Origin of the sequence: Pseudomonas sp. 20P_3.2_Bac5, assembly GCF_025466035.1 — a bacterium.
Taxonomy (GTDB): domain Bacteria; phylum Pseudomonadota; class Gammaproteobacteria; order Pseudomonadales; family Pseudomonadaceae; genus Aquipseudomonas.
Window position 1 is genome coordinate 1 of sequence record NZ_JANLOA010000009.1, and the last position, 14,864, is coordinate 14,864.

At 63.0% G+C, this 14,864-nt stretch carries 16 protein-coding genes; 4 read left to right on the forward strand and 12 right to left on the reverse strand.

The window, feature by feature from the left end; genetic code table 11:
• Positions 1 to 2: 2 nt before the first annotated feature.
• The 3 genes from NTD88_RS01040 to NTD88_RS01050 are packed head-to-tail and all read right to left on the reverse strand — an operon-like array spanning position 3 to position 4,652.
• Positions 3 to 1,322, reverse strand: a complete 1,320-nt coding sequence (locus tag NTD88_RS01040; protein WP_262191702.1) for a di-heme oxidoredictase family protein — start codon at positions 1,320 to 1,322, stop codon at positions 3 to 5.
• Positions 1,322 to 2,620, reverse strand: a complete 1,299-nt coding sequence (locus tag NTD88_RS01045; RefSeq protein ID WP_262154847.1) for an ABC transporter substrate-binding protein — start codon at positions 2,618 to 2,620, stop codon at positions 1,322 to 1,324. Before NTD88_RS01045 ends, NTD88_RS01040 begins: the two co-directional genes overlap by 1 nt.
• Positions 2,607 to 4,652, reverse strand: coding sequence for a TonB-dependent receptor plug domain-containing protein (locus NTD88_RS01050; protein ID WP_262154846.1), 2,046 nt, complete (start codon positions 4,650 to 4,652; stop codon positions 2,607 to 2,609). The genes NTD88_RS01045 and NTD88_RS01050 overlap by 14 nt, the downstream gene beginning before the upstream one ends.
• A 361-nt stretch (positions 4,653 to 5,013) precedes the next feature.
• Here NTD88_RS01050 and NTD88_RS01055 point away from each other — a divergent pair, with 361 nt between their 5' ends.
• Complete coding sequence (locus NTD88_RS01055) at positions 5,014 to 5,655, forward strand: LysE family translocator (protein WP_095153684.1); 642 nt, start codon at positions 5,014 to 5,016, stop codon at positions 5,653 to 5,655.
• Between the two features lie 43 nt (positions 5,656 to 5,698).
• Here NTD88_RS01055 and NTD88_RS01060 read toward each other — a convergent pair whose 3' ends face one another.
• The 5 genes from NTD88_RS01060 to NTD88_RS01080 all read right to left on the reverse strand — a co-directional run bounded on the left by NTD88_RS01060 (position 5,699) and on the right by NTD88_RS01080 (position 8,747).
• Positions 5,699 to 6,001 carry a DUF3077 domain-containing protein gene (locus NTD88_RS01060; protein ID WP_095153683.1) on the reverse strand — a complete coding sequence of 101 codons (303 nt, stop codon included), beginning with the start codon at positions 5,999 to 6,001 and terminating at the stop codon, positions 5,699 to 5,701.
• Between the two features lie 365 nt (positions 6,002 to 6,366).
• Entirely contained in the window at positions 6,367 to 7,149 is a 783-nt protein-coding gene (locus NTD88_RS01065; protein WP_262154845.1) for an SDR family NAD(P)-dependent oxidoreductase, read from the reverse strand.
• Between the two features lie 151 nt (positions 7,150 to 7,300).
• Positions 7,301 to 7,807: an HNH endonuclease gene (locus tag NTD88_RS01070; RefSeq protein WP_262130573.1), complete on the reverse strand. Its 507-nt coding sequence runs from the start codon at positions 7,805 to 7,807 to the stop codon at positions 7,301 to 7,303.
• A gap of 102 nt (positions 7,808 to 7,909) precedes the next feature.
• The gene (locus tag NTD88_RS01075; RefSeq protein ID WP_262154844.1) at positions 7,910 to 8,128 is read right to left on the reverse strand and encodes a hypothetical protein; all 219 of its coding nucleotides are present in this window, start codon (positions 8,126 to 8,128) and stop codon (positions 7,910 to 7,912) included.
• Positions 8,129 to 8,189: 61 nt separating this feature from the next.
• Positions 8,190 to 8,747 (reverse strand): GNAT family N-acetyltransferase, encoded by a 558-nt coding sequence (locus NTD88_RS01080; protein ID WP_175650712.1) that lies wholly within the window; start codon positions 8,745 to 8,747, stop codon positions 8,190 to 8,192.
• 81 nt (positions 8,748 to 8,828) lie between these two features.
• Between NTD88_RS01080 and NTD88_RS01085 the strand changes: the two genes are divergently transcribed.
• On the forward strand, positions 8,829 to 9,305 hold the full coding sequence (locus NTD88_RS01085; RefSeq protein ID WP_262154843.1) for a GNAT family N-acetyltransferase: 477 nt from the start codon (positions 8,829 to 8,831) through the stop codon (positions 9,303 to 9,305).
• A gap of 27 nt (positions 9,306 to 9,332) precedes the next feature.
• On the opposite strand, the gene NTD88_RS01090 is transcribed toward NTD88_RS01085, so the two are convergent.
• Positions 9,333 to 9,677, reverse strand: coding sequence for a carboxymuconolactone decarboxylase family protein (locus NTD88_RS01090; RefSeq protein ID WP_095153678.1), 345 nt, complete (start codon positions 9,675 to 9,677; stop codon positions 9,333 to 9,335).
• 95 nt (positions 9,678 to 9,772) lie between these two features.
• Complete coding sequence (locus tag NTD88_RS01095; protein ID WP_262154842.1) at positions 9,773 to 11,170, reverse strand: L-lactate permease; 1,398 nt, start codon at positions 11,168 to 11,170, stop codon at positions 9,773 to 9,775.
• A 77-nt stretch (positions 11,171 to 11,247) separates the two neighbouring features.
• Here NTD88_RS01095 and NTD88_RS01100 point away from each other — a divergent pair, with 77 nt between their 5' ends.
• On the forward strand, positions 11,248 to 11,802 hold the full coding sequence (locus NTD88_RS01100) for a helix-turn-helix domain-containing protein (protein WP_095153676.1): 555 nt from the start codon (positions 11,248 to 11,250) through the stop codon (positions 11,800 to 11,802).
• A gap of 43 nt (positions 11,803 to 11,845) precedes the next feature.
• Here the strand turns inward: NTD88_RS01100 and lpxO are convergent, their stop codons facing one another.
• Together lpxO and NTD88_RS01110 are read right to left on the reverse strand one after the other, a co-directional pair.
• Positions 11,846 to 12,745 (reverse strand): lipid A hydroxylase LpxO, encoded by a 900-nt coding sequence (lpxO, locus tag NTD88_RS01105; RefSeq protein WP_262154841.1) that lies wholly within the window; start codon positions 12,743 to 12,745, stop codon positions 11,846 to 11,848.
• Between the two features lie 159 nt (positions 12,746 to 12,904).
• Entirely contained in the window at positions 12,905 to 13,420 is a 516-nt protein-coding gene (locus NTD88_RS01110) for an AidA/PixA family protein (RefSeq protein ID WP_095153674.1), read from the reverse strand.
• Between the two features lie 330 nt (positions 13,421 to 13,750).
• Here NTD88_RS01110 and NTD88_RS01115 point away from each other — a divergent pair, with 330 nt between their 5' ends.
• A complete protein-coding gene (locus tag NTD88_RS01115; protein ID WP_262154840.1) occupies positions 13,751 to 14,170 on the forward strand; it encodes a diguanylate cyclase domain-containing protein in 420 nt (139 codons plus the stop codon).
• Positions 14,171 to 14,864: the final 694 nt, after the last annotated feature.

Sequence of the window (14,864 nt, forward strand, 5' to 3'; positions counted from 1 at the left end):
CGTCACAACGACTTTAGAAACCCCAACAACGCCCCCCGATCCTCAGCCGACAACGCCGCAAACCGCTGCCGCGCCACCGCCGCTTCGCCGCCGTGCCACAACACCGCCTCGGTCAGGCTGCGGGCGCGGCCGTCGTGCAGGTAGCCGGCGCCGGGGTTGATCTGTTCGATCAGGCCCACGCCCCACAACGGCGGGGTGCGCCATTCGCGGCCGCTGGCCAGGTAGTCGTCGCGGCCATCGGCCAGGCCTTCGCCCATGTCGTGCAACAGCAGGTCGGTGTAGGGCTCGATCTTGCGCCCGGACAACGTTTTGTAGTCCGGGTGCACCCCGGTAGTCAGTTGCGGCCGATGGCAGAGGGTGCAACCGGCCTCGGCGAACAGCCGTTCGCCGCGTTTCACCGCCGGCGTATCGCGGTCACGCCGAGGCGGCGGCGCCAGATGGGACAGGTAGAAATGCAGCTCGCTCAGTTGCATCCCGTCCACCTCCGGCTGCCCGCCACTGACGGCCTGTTTGCACGCACTTTGCTGCGGGGCGCAGTTTTCCTGCGGGTACAGCGACGAGGTCAGGCCCATGTCGCCGTGCAGGGCGCTGGCGATCTGCTGGTTGAGGCTCGGCTGGTTGGCCTTGAGGCCGAAGCGCCCGACTTCCAGGCGCTGGCGCTCGACGCTCCAGACCTTGTTGACCCGCCCGCGCACGCCATCCGGCTTGCGCTCGTCGGCCATGCGCTGCAGGGTGCTGGCGCTGACCGTTTCCAGCAAACCAAGGCCGAACACCGGCGTGCCGACCCGCGCCGAGGTACGGATATCGCCTAGCGGTCCGTAGGCCAGTTCGCTGAATTTCAGTTGCGGCCGACGCAGGTTGACGGTTTCGCCGGCAGACAGCGTGACCTGTTTTTCCTGCCAGAGAATCTGCGCCCGGCCTTCGCCGCGCACGCCGGGAATGCCCAGCTCGTTGAGCTGGTCGCCATAGGCCGGATGCGGCTGCGGTCCGCCGTGGGCATCGCGGCCCGGCAACGACAGGCGGACCAGCATGGTGCGCATCGGCGAATGTTCATTGATCGGTGCCTGGCCACGGCCGTTTTTCGGGTGGCAGGCAATGCAGGTGATGCGGTTGTACAGTGGGCCGAGGCCGTCCACCGCCTCATCCCGCGACGGGGCGACGACCCAGGCCTGGCGAAACAGCCCGCGTCCGCGGAAGAACCGTTCCAGTTGCGCCTCGTCGTCCATCCCCGCCAAGGGCTGGGCGAAGGCCTCGCGGTCGGCCTCGGCGCTGGCGGAAACACTCGCCAGCGCCGCGATCATGGCCAATAACCAAGCGCGCATTACAGGCCCATCTCGTCGAGCTGTCGCGCCGCCTCGGCATGCCGGGTGGCGCTGTAGAACTGCCAGGCGATTTCGCGCTTGCCGAGTTCGTCCTGGTCGGTGACCGGCTGTTGCTCCATGCCGCGGTCCTGGCGCTGGCCGAACAGCGTGAGCAGGTCCGCCGCGGCGGCCTGTTCAGCGCTGATCGGGGGCACCGTGAGGTATGCCCGCACCGCGCTCAGATCGCGGCCCGCCGCTTCGCCGGCATGCACCCGCGCCCACAAGGCCGTGAGGCGCTCATGGGGTTGGCTGAGCCATTGCGCGAACAGCGAGGTGATCAACGACAGGCGCTCGCGGGACATCTTGTCGCCGTATTGGTAGGCGCCGTCGCGCGCCGCCGCGAACGGGTCGTGATAACCCGCCGGCAGTTCGGCGTACACGCTCGGGCGCACCGGCAGCTTGCGGATGTCCGGGTCGGCCAGCAGTTTCTGCCCGGCGTCGGACAACACGAAACGCACGAACGCCCGCGCCCCTTCGACGTCCTTCGCACTGCGGGTAATCGCAATGTGCGCCGGGTTGAGCCCGCCGTGGGCCGGGTAGACGAAGTCCACCGGCTGGCCGTTGCTCACCGCCGAAGCGACGAAGAAGTCGATCGACAAACCCACCGCCGAGCGCCCGCTGGCCACCTCGTCGCTGACCAGGGTGCCGCCGCGACTGACCAGCCGCGACTGCCCGGCAATCTCGCTCCACAACGCCCAGCCCCGTTCCCAGCCGTAGGCTTGCAGGACGATGTCGAGCAACACCGGGGCGAAACCGACACGCGCCGGGTCCGGCAGGGCAATGCGTCCGCGCAGCCGGGCGTCGAGCAGGTCAGGCCAGTCCTTCGGCGGCGCCACGCCCAGTTCGGCGAGCACCTTCGGGTTGGTGGCGAAGCCGTAGCCGGCCAGTTCCGTGGCCTGGTAACGGCCGTCGCGGTCGCGCAGGGCGGTGCCGCCGATCCGCTCCGGCAGCCCTTGCAGATCGACACCCAGCGGCTGCCAACTGTCGTCCCTGGCCAGCCGGGCGAAATTGCCCGGCGACGGCGCCCAGTAGACATCGACCCCGCCCTGGTCCGCCTGGCGCAGGAAGGGCAGGGCATCGAAGCCCTGGCGCCAGAGGATCTGCAGGCGGTAATCGGGGTTGGCCTGTTCGAAGGCTTCCTCGAAGCGGGTCATCATCTCTTCCGGGTAGCTGGTCATCACCACCACCGGCTGCGGCGCGGCCAGTGCGCTGGTCGAACCGAGCGCCAGGGCCAGCAGCCACGCCTTACAGCGGAACATTGAACTGCACGAAGTAGTTACGGCCAATTTCCGGGTATCCCTCGCTGTATTCATAGAGGCGGTCGAACAGGTTGCGCACGCCGGCTTCCACCAGCACGTCGTTGCTGAAGCGGTAGCCGGACTTGAAGTTGTACACCGCGTAGCCGCCGGACATCTGGCTGCCATCGGACACGTTGTAGCGACGCGACGCGGCTTCGGCGCTGCCGGTCAGGCGCAGGGCATCGAGGTTCCAGGTGGCCGAGGCGAACAGGTTGTGGCGCGGTGTGTCGATCGGGTGCAGCTCGGGATTACTGCGGTTTTCGCGGTCGAGGAAGGTGTAGCTGGCGCCCAGCTCCCAGTCGCCCAGATCACCCTTCAGGCCCAGTTCGAAGCCCTGGTTACGCGCCTTGGCGATGTTCTGGTATTGCCCGCACGGCGCCGCGCAATTGAGTTGCGCCGGCACGGTGACCTGCTGGATGGAGTCCTCGATATTGGCCACGAACAACGCCGCATCCAGGCTCCACTGTGATGTCAGCGCGCCACTGTAGCCCAACTCGTAATGGGTGGCACGTTCGGACTTCAGGTCCGGGCTCGCGATGACCGTGCCGAAGCGCGTGGAGTAGCGGTCCTTGATGGTGGCGAAGCGGCTCTTGCGCGATACGGTCAGGCGCACCTGGCCGTTGTGGTCGATGTCCAGCAGCGGGCCGGTGTTCATGAACAGGCCGAGCTGGCTGTTGACCGCGTCGTCGCTGCCGGTGGGCTCGTCGTACAGGGTCTTGACCCGTGGCGAGGACGGGTTGGTGCCGAAGTTCTCGGCGTCCAGGCTCTTGCGGTAGTTGTACGAGACGCCGCCGACCACGCTGAAGATGTCGTTCAGGCGCAGGGTGTCTTCCAGGGCGATGGATTGGGTCTGGTCGCGGAAGTTTGTCTGCGGGTCGCTGCCGTCGCGGGAGCGGTGCACGTCTTCCTTGAAGTGGTACGCCACGCCCAGGCGGTTGCCCTCGGTGATCGCCAGGTCGCCTTCGACCGAGAAGCCGGTGGATTCGTCGTCGTACTTGCTCGGGAAGCCCGACTGCAGTGTGCCGGGGATGCCGTTGTTGTAGTTGAAGCTTTCCAGCGAGTTCTTGAAGGTGTCGTGGTAGATACGGGTCTTCAGGCCGTGCTCGCCGAAGCGGGTGTTGGTGGCCAGGAACAGGCTGGTCTTGTCCCATGTCGGCCATTCCCACCAGCGCTTGCGCTGGCCGGTGGCGGGCAGGTCGCCGGCGTAGGGCGGCTGGCCCTTGCGGCCTTGCTGCTGGACGTAGCCGAGCACGTATTCGTCGGTTTCGTTGGGGGTGAAGCCGAGCTTGAAGCTGAACTTGCCGTCGCGCTTGTCGCTGTTCTCGCGGCGCCCGTTGCCTTGCTGGTTGTTGGTCGGCTCGAAGTCGTCCGGCAGCAGGGTGTAGTCGTAATCGACGTAGGAAACGCCGCCCTGCATCCACCACGCACCTTGGTTGGTGCCGACGTTGGCGTAGCTGCGGTAGGCGTTGACATTGCCGTGGTCGGTCAACTCCAGGCCGCCACCGACTTCACCTTCGAAGGCCTCGGTAGGACGCCGGGTCACCAGGTTGATCGCCCCGCCCAGGGTGTTCGGCCCGTACAGCAGCGACGCGAAGCCCTTCGCCACCTCGATGCGCGACAGGTCGTAGGTGGTGAAACGGCCCAGGTCGATGTTGCCGTCATACGGCACGTAGGTCGGGATGCCGTCGATAAACACCGGCACCTGCAGGCGGTCGAAACCGCGCACGTACACCACCTGCTCGGCGCGGCCGCCGATGTAGCTCTGGTTCACGCCGGGGGCGAGGGCCAGGGCGCGGTCCACGGTTTCGCGGTCGTGCAGGCGCATATCCTGCAACTCGACCACGGTGCTGCCGGTGGCGAGTTTCTCGTCCTGCGGGGCGGAAATCTGGATTTCACCGAGGCTGAAGGGCTTGCTAGTTTCGGCGGCGATAACGTACTGAGCGTTGATGGCGGCAATGGCCACGACCAGGGCGCGAGGGGTGAACGACTTCATGACTGCTCCATGTTATGGAGGCTGGCGTGTTGTTTCACGCGCCAAAGAGCGCCACAAAACCGCGACCCAGCCTCATCGTTATATATTCTTGTATACAACGACACCCGTAAAAAGACCCGAAACCTCCCTCCCCGGAGAGCTCGAATCCTGACGACCGAACGGATATCTGACCCGGAGGACAACCAGGCCGGGGCGAATACTAGCGTTGCCGGCTGCCTGCTGACAACGCTGTATATCAAAATGCATAACGATATTGCCGTAATGGCACTGTCGATGCTCGCGTCTTCCTGCGCGTTTCGTGCCCTGTTAGCCCGAAGCATTCGGTAACATGCAGCCTTTCAACCGTTCACGAGCCGGAAAAATGGATCTTCACTCGATACTCGCCTTCACCTTGGTCGCCGCGATCGCCATCGCCAGCCCCGGGCCGGCGACCTTGATGGCCATCAACAACAGCCTGGCCCACGGCCAGCGCAGCGCCGTGTGGTCGTCCCTCGGCAATGCGAGCGGCCTGTTCTGCCTGTCGGCGGCGGCGATGCTCGGCTTGGGCGCGCTGCTGCTCAGTTCGGAATGGCTGTTCAACGCCGTGAAAATCCTCGGTGCCGGCTACCTGTTCTACCTGGGCGCCAAGCAACTGCTGAACAAGCGCCCGATGCTTGCGGAAGGCATCGAGGAGGGCGCGGAGAAGGTCCGGCCCACACGCCTCAAACTGTACAAATCGGCTTTTTTGACCGCGGTCACCAACCCCAAGGCGACGATGTTCTTCACTGCGCTGTTTCCGCAATTCATCGACCAGAGCGCGGCGCTGCTGCCGCAGTTCTTTATCCTGACGGGCATCTTCATGACGTTGTCGGTGACGTCGTTGAGCCTGTACGCCGCGCTCGCCTCGCGGGCCAAGGGTGTGCTGACCCGGCCCTCGCTGTCGCGTTGGGTGAGCCGGGTGGTGGGCACGACGTTCATTGGCTTTGGTGCGGCGATTCTGACGTTGCGGCGGCAGGGGGCGTAAGACTGCGATAAAGGGGCCGCGAGCGCGGCCCCTCTACGGTCGATCACCTCACCTGCGGCCTTTCGACCCGGCCCAGCAACGACTCCACCAGCGCCTCGCAAATTTCCAGCGAATGGCACGTCGCCCACGCCACCCTGTCGAGCGGCGGGGTGTCGATCATCTCGCAGAGCTGGGCATTGGTTTCGAAGGCTGACCTCAAGGTCGTGGACAGATGCACCAGGGCATCTTCGATATCGACACCTTCGCACACGGCAAACAACGCCTGATGGCTGTCATTGCAGGTGCTGAAACGGGTGTGGGCAGTGGTGAGGCGAGGGGCGGGTGGATCGGGGACGATCTTGATCATTGCGGTTCTCCAAGTTCAGTGGCGCCGCCACGCATACGTGACCAAACGATGGGTGGCGGCTGTACGCAGGTTGGTCAACCGGGGAACTTGGAACCCGGCGCACACTAAGGTGCCCCACGCACAACCGCCATAACACGGAACAGCAGCCATTACTTGCTGCTGAATCGGATGCGGACGCCTGAGCGTTAAGTTCCAGACAGGTGACCAAACCTGATCGCTGATGTGCAGCGACCGGCGAAGCGTAGGCACTGATGCCGTGGGAAACAACCGCTCAGGAGGCGCGGCAGTATGATTCGGAAATTGCCTACGGGAAAGTCGTACATCGAAGGGATTTCGTAGCTTTTTGCGTCATCGTTCAAGCGAGTTCAACCGCCCGGACTGGCCGCCGACCCTGCCAACAAACCACCGTCGATATTCACTTCCGTCCCCGTCATATACGCCGCCTCATCCGACGCCAGCATCAGCGCCACCGCCGCGACTTCTTCGACCGTGCCAAAGCGCTTGAGCGGCGTATCCGCGACCAAGGCGGCCATCCGCGCTTCGCGATCAGGCCCGTCGCCGAGCATGGCTTCCCACATCGGCGTCAGAATTGCCCCCGGATGAATCGAGTTACAGCGAATCCGCCACCCCTGCTGCGCGCAATAGAGCGCCACCGTCTTGGTGTGATTGCGCACCGCCGCCTTGGACGACGCATAAGCTGCCGCCCCCGGAATCCCCACCAGCCCGGAGCGCGAGGAAATATTGATGATCGAGCCCGCGCCGCGCCCCTTCATTGCGCCGATTGCATAGCGACAACCGAGAAAGGTGCCATCGAGATTGACCCGATGCACCGCACGCCAATCCTCCAGACTCGCGTGCTCGGGATCGTGCGCCACCATACCCGTCTCGAAACCCGTGATGCCGGCATTGTTCACCAGCACATCCAGCGTCGGCACCTGCTGCGCCAAGCGAAGCCAGTCGGTTTCGTCGGCCACATCGAGTTTTATGAACTGCGCGCTGATTTCACGGGCGATGGCGGCACCGTTCGCCTCGTCGATATCGGTCACGATGACGTGACCGCCTTCTTCCTGGAAACGGATGGCGATGGCCCGCCCGATGCCCCGTGCGGCGCCGGTGATCAGGCAGGTTTTTCCCTTTAGTCTGTCCATAGTTACTCCGGCTGAGGGTGGTTTTTTTACGTGGCGTATCAGCGCTTGTCGGCCTGAACTACATGTGGCTATGAAGTTGCGAGTCTGGAGAAATTCCTTGGTGGAGAGATTCTAGTAGGCGCTTCTAGTGTTGTAGAACGTATTGCCTAGATCATGTGCAACGGCCCTGATTCTCAATGATCAGGGTTTCTTCTGCTCTGCGATTTTCGACCTCCGCTTTCAAAGCTTTTGCTCTGCCAAGCAGTTTTTCCCATTCGCGCACGATCTCTATATATTCAACCTGCTCTGATGGTGTTAACGCATTTTCTAAGATTGCAGGGCGATAGTTGAACCGATTTATATGCTCTTCGATTTTTGCAATGCGCATAACCGCATAGTCAGGATAGCGAGCGGTTAGAAAATTTTTCCAATCTCGGTTTCCCCTGGAGTCATTGCAGGTCTGGCAAGCAGGAACGGTATTACCGGCGACCAGTTCACCAAATTCGGTGACGGGTATGAGGTGATCGGCAACAATGCCTCGGTTCTCTGCGCTTGCCTCACTGCCACAATAGGAACAGCGCCCGTCGAACTCTTCGAGGATGCTGATCCAGTCGGCTTTGTTCAAGCGGTGTGATGACGCCACGATTTCTCGCAGACCCCGTCGCACGTTGTAATTCATTCTTGAAAAGTGCCTTGTTCCCTTCATGGATACTCGATTTTTGAAGTTTGCGAGAAGTGCGAATTAGTATTTTTTAGCTGATTGACGAACTGATATAAGGTTCTATTTTATTTTAAAAATCCTATTTATCGCAGTTATCGCTTTCTGGCCGTCAGTGTCATAAATATTACTCACTAACGTTTGGTCGGCGAGGCGATGCAAGTGGAAGAAGTTATAAAAAGCCTGGCCGAGCCGTTGCTGCTTGAAGGCGTCTTGGCTCCAAAGAGCCAGAAACTCATCATAGGTGGCGCGTTCGATTTCCAATTTCGGTCCATTTTCCATATCGCCCCCCGCTAGTAATGCTCGAGAGCCGTTGCGCTGAATGCGAGCGCTGATGGGAGATTCACCGTCCCCGCTTCCGCGAAACCACCGCCTCAATATTCTTCCGCCCAATCAACTTCGGCTGCTCCAACTCCCCCAACCACTTGTACATCACCAGACAATCCACCAACCCCAACCGCCCATGCCTATACGCTTTCGGCAATCTCCCCACCACCTCGAATCCAAGCTTCTGCCACAGCGCAACCGCCGCATCATTGGTTGCGACCACGGAATTGAATTGCAGCGCGAGAAACCCCGAGGCGCGGGCCAGTTGTTGGGAGTGTTCGCACATTTGCCGGGCGATGCCGCGGCCGCGGGCGGCTTCGCTGACCATGTAGCCGCAGTTGCCGACATGGTTGCCGGGACCGGCGGCGTTGGCCTTGAGGAAGTAGGCACCGAGCAGTTCGTCGTTTTCTTCGGCAACAAGGGTGTGTTGCGGGACGTCCAGCCAGAGGTGGCGGGCCTGTTCGAGGGTCATGGCCGGGTCGTAGGCGTAGGTCTCCCGGGCGGCGATGATGCTCTGGAAGGTGGGCCAGAAGCGGTCGAAGTCAGCAGCGGTCATCGGGCGGATGTGGAGCATGGTGTTCCTTGGCAGGTGATCGGGCAGTGGGGAGATGCTAGCGTTGGGCCGGGACTCATTCAATCTCAGAGAAGGATACTCATGAATTCCATTGTTCTGCGTCCGGCCCGGGCCGGCGACGGCGCTGCGGTGTTCGCGGTGACGCACCAGTCGATCAGCCGCCTCGGCCGCGAGCGTTATTCCAGTGATCAGTTGCTCGGCTGGATGGGCGAGCGCACGCCAGAGGACTACGAACGCTCGATCGCCAAGGGCGGGATGGTGGTGGCCTGTCTCGCGGATCAGGTCGTCGGCTTTGTCGATGCCGAGCCGGGCGAGGTGACGCGGCTGTTCGTGCTGGAACAGGCGGCGGGTCAGCAGTTGGGCAGCCGGTTGTTGCAGGTCGGGATCGAGAAGGCGCAGGCGCCGGGGGTGGAGCGGGTGAGGGTGGAGTCGACGCTGAATGCCGAGGGCTTTTATCAGCGCCACGGGTTTGTGACGCTCGGCCATGGCGTGTTTTCCCACGGAGTGGGCGGGGCGCCGATCGAGGTGGTGACTATGGAACGGCCTGTCACCGACTGAGCAGTGGCAGGCCGTGAGGGGATTGGCTTATTCGCTGGCCTTGCCCACCGCATCCAGCGCGCGGGCGGAATAGACCAGGGCCGCGCCGGCGTTCATGGCGACGGCGACGCCCAGCGCTTCGGCGATTTCCTCGCGGGTGGCGCCATGCTTGACCGCCTGCTGCGAGTGCACGGCGATGCAGCCGTCGCAGCGGGTGGTGACGGCCACGGCGAGGGAGATCAGTTCGCGGGTCTTGGCGTCGAGGTGGTTGGTCTTGGCCCCGGCGCCGCTGGCGGTCATGTAGCCGCTGACGGTGTCGGGGGAAAGTTGCTTCAGATCACCGATGCCGGCCATCAACTGCTTACGGTAGGCATCCCAGTCCATCATGCTCATCTGCTTCACCTTGTGCGTTGCGACAAATTGAACAGTGAAGCTAGTTTTTTCCAGATTGCCTGGCCGCTGGTCGTTGGTCGCAAGCCGTTAGTGCTTTAGGCCAGTACGTTCACCACCGCCAACAGGCTGACCACGGCCAACACCACCGCAATCGCCATGCGCTGGATCCAGCGGCGCTGGAACGCGGCGTCGCCTCCCGCCAGTTGAATGGCCATTTCGATCTTGCCCGGTGAGGCGAGGATGGAGATCGCCGCCGCGACGTTGTGGGTGGCCATGAACAGCAGCAGGTCGGCGCCCAGCGAGCGGGAAATCTCGGCCTGGGTGGCGGCGAACATGGCGTTGGAGCCGCTGCTCGACCCAGTGACGAAACCGCCCAGTGCGCCGACGTAAGGTGATATCGCCAGGTAGCCCGAGCCGATTTCGGCCAGCAGGCGGGCGAGGTGCGCCGCGGTGCCGGTGACCGCCATGACGATGCCCATGAAGATGAATAGCGCGGTCACCGGCGCCACTTGCAGCCAGGCTTTCCACGCGCGGGTCCAGGGCTCGGCGGACGGACGCCCCGCGCAGAACCACAGTGCGGCGACAAACAGCCAGAGCGCGGGGGAGGCGAGGTAGCGCCATTGCTCCGGCAGGTGGCCGAAACGCATCACCGCGCCCATCACCAGCACGCCGCCCAGCAACAGGCCGTAGGCCTGAAGCGCACGACGGCCGATGGGCAGAAGCGGTTCGCTGTCGGGGCCGCGTCGGCTGCTCCAGAGCAGGTGCAGGCAGATGATCGCAACGCTGCCGAGGGCGCCGGCGGGGGCGGTGCCGAACGCCAGGTTGGACAGCCCGACGACGCTCGCGAAGACCAGGGCCGAGACGCCGGCCAAGGCCAGCGCACGGCCTCGTTCGCCGGGCACGCTGATCAGCCAGGCCGCGACGCCGCCGGTGATGCCGAAGGGGATGATGCTCAGCAGCGCCGAGGCGATGCCCAGTTCATCGAAACCGATGCCGGCCAGGCTGGCGGCGATCATGGTGCCCGGCCCCATCGAACCCCACGGCACCGCGCACAGGCCGAGCAGGCCGATCAACGCCGCCTGGCGCGCCGGCAGGCCCATGAACACCAGCAGCGGAATGCCGATGGTCACGCCGATGCCGAAGCCGGTGACCGATTCTGCGAAGGGTGTGATGCCGTGGACCACCAGCAGCACGGCGGCGACGCCGGTGCCGGCGCGGCCTTTGATCCAGTTGGCCAGCGCCGCCTGCGCGCCGGCATGGCGCAGCACTTCGGACATCAGCAGACCGCCGCCGACGATCAACACGACCTCCGCCACCAGCGGCAGCCACTTGAGACTTGCGTAGCCGATTTCCGTTGCGGGCAGTGGAAACGCCATAATCGCCGCAACGAGCGCGGCGACCACCCCCAGCATCGCGGCATGCAAGGAGCGCATGCCGAAGCCGAGGGCCAGGATGGAGGATAAAACGGGGGAGGCTGCGAGAAAGGCGTTCATTTCGACACTCGACGTTTGCGTATGCGCAATTATTATTTGCGTAACGGTAAAATCGCAAGACTAAAAAAAGGCTCAGGATGAAAGACAACAGCGAACAGGCGGAGCAGGGGCAATTTGGCGCGGCGGTGCGCCAGCGGCGGCTGCAGTTGGGCGTCACCCTGGATCAGTTGGCGCAGAGCAGCGGCGTATCGGCGGCGGCGCTGTCGCGGGTAGAGCGAGGGATGCTGAGCCCGAGCCTGCGCAATGCGCTGGCGATTGCGCGGGGGTTGGGTTGCGATCTGTCGGAGTTGATCGAGCAGGACTATGCCGAAGTCACTCGGGCGGGCGAGAACCTGCGCTTTGTCGATGAGGCGACGGGGATTGTCAGGCTGGCGCTGGCACGGCCGAGTGCGGACCTGGAGTTGCTGTCGTACACCGTGCCGCCAGGGGCGTCATCGGCGCGGTTTGCCCCGCACAGGAGCGGCGGGCGGGAGATTTTCCACATTCTCTCGGGAACGCTGGAAGTGAATGCCGGGGATCAGGTGATCGAGTTGCGGGCCGGGGATACCGCGACGGTGCGGGTGGATTGCGAGCATTGGTTCCGCAATGTCGGGGATGAGGATGTGCGGATTGTTTTGACCATCATGAAGTAGCGGACAGTGCAGGAGCCGTCTGGCCGGCTCCTGCAGTGGCAGATCAGATATAGATAAACACCAACGCAATCGCCGCCACCACCGCCCATTTCTCCGCGTAATACCGCGCGCGGTTGCGTTTTTTCAGGGCCTTGCCGCGTTCGCGGATTTTGTAGATGCGGGTGAACAGGCGGTTGATGCCGCCGGTCTTGTCGCCGGCATCGTTCGGTGCGGCAGCGGCGGCCATGACGTTGGTGCTGAACCAGCGGTTGAACGCGGTAGCCCAGCGGTATTTCAGCGGACGCTCGACGTCGCAGAACAGGATCACCCGGTTGTGCTCGGTCTGGTTGGCGGCGTAGTGGATGTAGGTTTCGTCGAACACTACCGCCTCGCCATCGCGCCAGTGGTAGTTCTTGCCATCGACGCAGATGTAGCAGGCTTCGTCGTTCGGCGTGTCCAGCCCCAGGTGGTAGCGGTACGAACCGGCATACGGGTCGCGGTGGCGTACGAGTTTCGAGCCCGGCGGCAATGTGGCGAACATGGCGGCCTTGACGGTGCCGATGCTCTGCAGCAATTCGGTGGTGCGCGGGCAGAGTTTCATCGCCGACGGGTGACTCTCGCCGTACCACTTCAGGTAAAAGCGCTTCCAGCCGCTCTTGAAGAATGAGTTGAAGCCGACGTCGTCGTAGTTCTTCGAGCTCTTGATCTCGCCACCGTGCAGCAGTTGCAGGGCTTCTTCGCGGATCGCCTGCCAGTTGTCCTGCAACGGCTTGAGCTCCGGGAAGGATTCGGTCGGCAGGTAGGGCTTGGCCGGCAGTTTCGAGAACAGGTAAAGGAAGGCGTTGACCGGCGCGAGGAAGCTGGAGTGGTCACCCAACTGGCGGCTGATCTTGTGCCGTACGCGACCACGGAAGTGGACGTAGGCGATGGAGAGTACAAACAGCAGGACGATAAATACTTTCATGGGCGTTTACTTGTCGATGTGGCGATGCGCCATGGCATGAGCCCGCCAGCATAAACAATCGGCCCTGGGGTTTGTACAAAATGTTGCGGGGAGTGGGGGAGACATTGGTATCAGGCTCACCCTGGCGTATGCCGTGGGGTGAGCCGTTTCAGCAGGCGGTCAGTCGGTGATGGTGATGTACGGGTCCCAGGAATGGGTACCGCCGATTTGTTGCAGTTCCTGGTTCAACAGCACGAACTCAATCGTGTACCAGATTTTGCCCGGCTTCTCGGCGGTCGCTTGCCACTCGGTGTAGGTCACTTTGTTCCCGGCGACCTTGATCGGGTTGATGCCGGCCAGGTAGGCCACCGGCGCGTCATACACGGTGATGAAGGTCGGATCCGAAATGGCCCCGTCGTAGCCCGGTTGGGAGCGACCCTGGGTCACCTTGGTGATCAGTGCAGTGGTGTCGAAGTTGCGCGACAGGGTGGTCGCGCGCCAGCGGATGTTGTCATTGCGCTTGACGTCGAACCACAGCTCGTTGCCGCCATCGAGTTCATTGCCGGTTGCTGCCTTGTCCACCAGATCGTCGCTCACTACCAGCGAAACCGCGCCGGGGACGTCGCTTGGATTGGCAATCAGGTGATCGGCGTTGACCAGCAGAAGTACGTCGACGGTTTGTGTCGTTCCAGACATGGTGGTGCTCCTTGAGGTGTGATGGGCAGTGTGCGACCGCACCCATGGCCGGCTGCCAGGGGTGTCCGTTACCCCGTCCTTGGGTGCGGTAGCGGATTCAAGCGTGGATGATGGCACTTCAATGTCAACTTTCCGGTTTTTGACGCACCCAGTACGCTCTTCAAGGACGGCGCATCCATCTCCTTGAATCCGTTCATTTGTCGATAATGTCGCGCCTCGCTCCAGGCGATTCTCCTGTGCTGCCTATGGGAAATGGCTGACGCTAGCTGTCAGAAACTCCTGGCTGTTTCCGTTGTCTGTCCCCCGCCCGCGCGCGCTCCATCGCGGCTTGTGATCTATCGTTCTGAGATCACCATCGTCGATGCCGAGGGCCATGTGCTGGCCGCGTGGCCACCGTCGCTGCTGCGCGATGGCCAGGCACTGACGTCCAGCGGCGCCGAGCACGCGCTCAACAGCCGCGTGCCGTTGATCAGCGATGCCTACACCTCCAGCGCCGGCAACCTGGTGGTGTTCATTTCCCACCCTGTGTTCGATGCGCAGAAGCGCTACCTGGGTGTTGTCGGCGGCGCCGTGCACCTGCGCGAGAAGGGCATCCTGCACACCCTGATCAGCAACCACTTCACCGTGTCGCTCGGCGTGGCTCGCTGCGCCGGCGGCGGGGATTTCGCCGAGGCGCTGAAGCGGGCTGACGACTTGATGTACCAGGCCAAGCAGGCCGGACGTAACCGGGTGCTCAGCGAGCCGCTGTGAAGCTGACCTCGGCGGTCGGCTCGACGTGGATACGCGGGCCGAAGCTGGTCATGTTGGCGAAGATTGCCAGTCAGGAAACTGGGTAATGGCGACCAGGCGCTAGCCGAAAGGTTTTCAGCGCTCTCAAGATCGAGCGCCGCCCGCGCGGCGCATCGCGACGGTTCGGCGCCCCGACAAGCTCGCTCCTACATTTTTTGCAACGTGCCTATGCCTGTCAGGCCATGGTTGACTGCCTTGGTGGTTCGACTCGATTTTAAGGTTGGGGGGCTTTCAGCCTCCTTGCACTCTCCAGCCATGTACCAAGGCTGACTACGCGAATCCCACAGGCTATGGCGCGTTACAGCAAATGTAGGAGCGAGCTTGTCGGGGCGCCGAACCGTCGCGATGCGCCGCGCGGGCGGCGCTCGATCTTGAGCGCGCTAGAAAATTCCCGACATGCGCCTGGTGGCCATTACTCGGTCTTATGACAAGCGACTTCCAGCCATCACATGACCGAAAGATGTGTAGATACCCATGCTCTCAGGTGCGGGCTGCGCGGGATCGCGCCGGGACACGGTCCAGTCGAAAAAAAACGCAGGTTATCCCGCCCGCCTGGCCCTGTGCCAGCGCCTTCCGGGCCAGCACCTGTTATTTCTGTCAGTAGTCGGAAAATCAATCTCTGGTTAGTTTCGGCGGAGGGCGGCCCAGTTGGCGC

Excerpts from the sequence above, each read along its gene's own strand:
- NTD88_RS01040 (WP_262191702.1), bottom strand. The coding sequence starts at position 1,322 with ATGCGCGCTTGGTTATTGGCCATGATCGCGGCGCTGGCGAGTGTTTCC.
- NTD88_RS01045 (WP_262154847.1), bottom strand. The coding sequence starts at position 2,620 with ATGTTCCGCTGTAAGGCGTGGCTGCTGGCCCTGGCGCTCGGTTCGACC.
- NTD88_RS01050 (WP_262154846.1), bottom strand. The coding sequence starts at position 4,652 with ATGAAGTCGTTCACCCCTCGCGCCCTGGTCGTGGCCATTGCCGCCATC.
- NTD88_RS01055 (WP_095153684.1), top strand. The coding sequence starts at position 5,014 with ATGGATCTTCACTCGATACTCGCCTTCACCTTGGTCGCCGCGATCGCC.
- NTD88_RS01060 (WP_095153683.1), bottom strand. The coding sequence starts at position 6,001 with ATGATCAAGATCGTCCCCGATCCACCCGCCCCTCGCCTCACCACTGCC.
- NTD88_RS01065 (WP_262154845.1), bottom strand. The coding sequence starts at position 7,149 with ATGGACAGACTAAAGGGAAAAACCTGCCTGATCACCGGCGCCGCACGG.
- NTD88_RS01070 (WP_262130573.1), bottom strand. The coding sequence starts at position 7,807 with ATGAATTACAACGTGCGACGGGGTCTGCGAGAAATCGTGGCGTCATCA.
- NTD88_RS01075 (WP_262154844.1), bottom strand. The coding sequence starts at position 8,128 with ATGGAAAATGGACCGAAATTGGAAATCGAACGCGCCACCTATGATGAG.
- NTD88_RS01080 (WP_175650712.1), bottom strand. The coding sequence starts at position 8,747 with ATGCTCCACATCCGCCCGATGACCGCTGCTGACTTCGACCGCTTCTGG.
- NTD88_RS01085 (WP_262154843.1), top strand. The coding sequence starts at position 8,829 with ATGAATTCCATTGTTCTGCGTCCGGCCCGGGCCGGCGACGGCGCTGCG.
- NTD88_RS01090 (WP_095153678.1), bottom strand. The coding sequence starts at position 9,677 with ATGAGCATGATGGACTGGGATGCCTACCGTAAGCAGTTGATGGCCGGC.
- NTD88_RS01095 (WP_262154842.1), bottom strand. The coding sequence starts at position 11,170 with ATGAACGCCTTTCTCGCAGCCTCCCCCGTTTTATCCTCCATCCTGGCC.
- NTD88_RS01100 (WP_095153676.1), top strand. The coding sequence starts at position 11,248 with ATGAAAGACAACAGCGAACAGGCGGAGCAGGGGCAATTTGGCGCGGCG.
- lpxO (WP_262154841.1), bottom strand. The coding sequence starts at position 12,745 with ATGAAAGTATTTATCGTCCTGCTGTTTGTACTCTCCATCGCCTACGTC.
- NTD88_RS01110 (WP_095153674.1), bottom strand. The coding sequence starts at position 13,420 with ATGTCTGGAACGACACAAACCGTCGACGTACTTCTGCTGGTCAACGCC.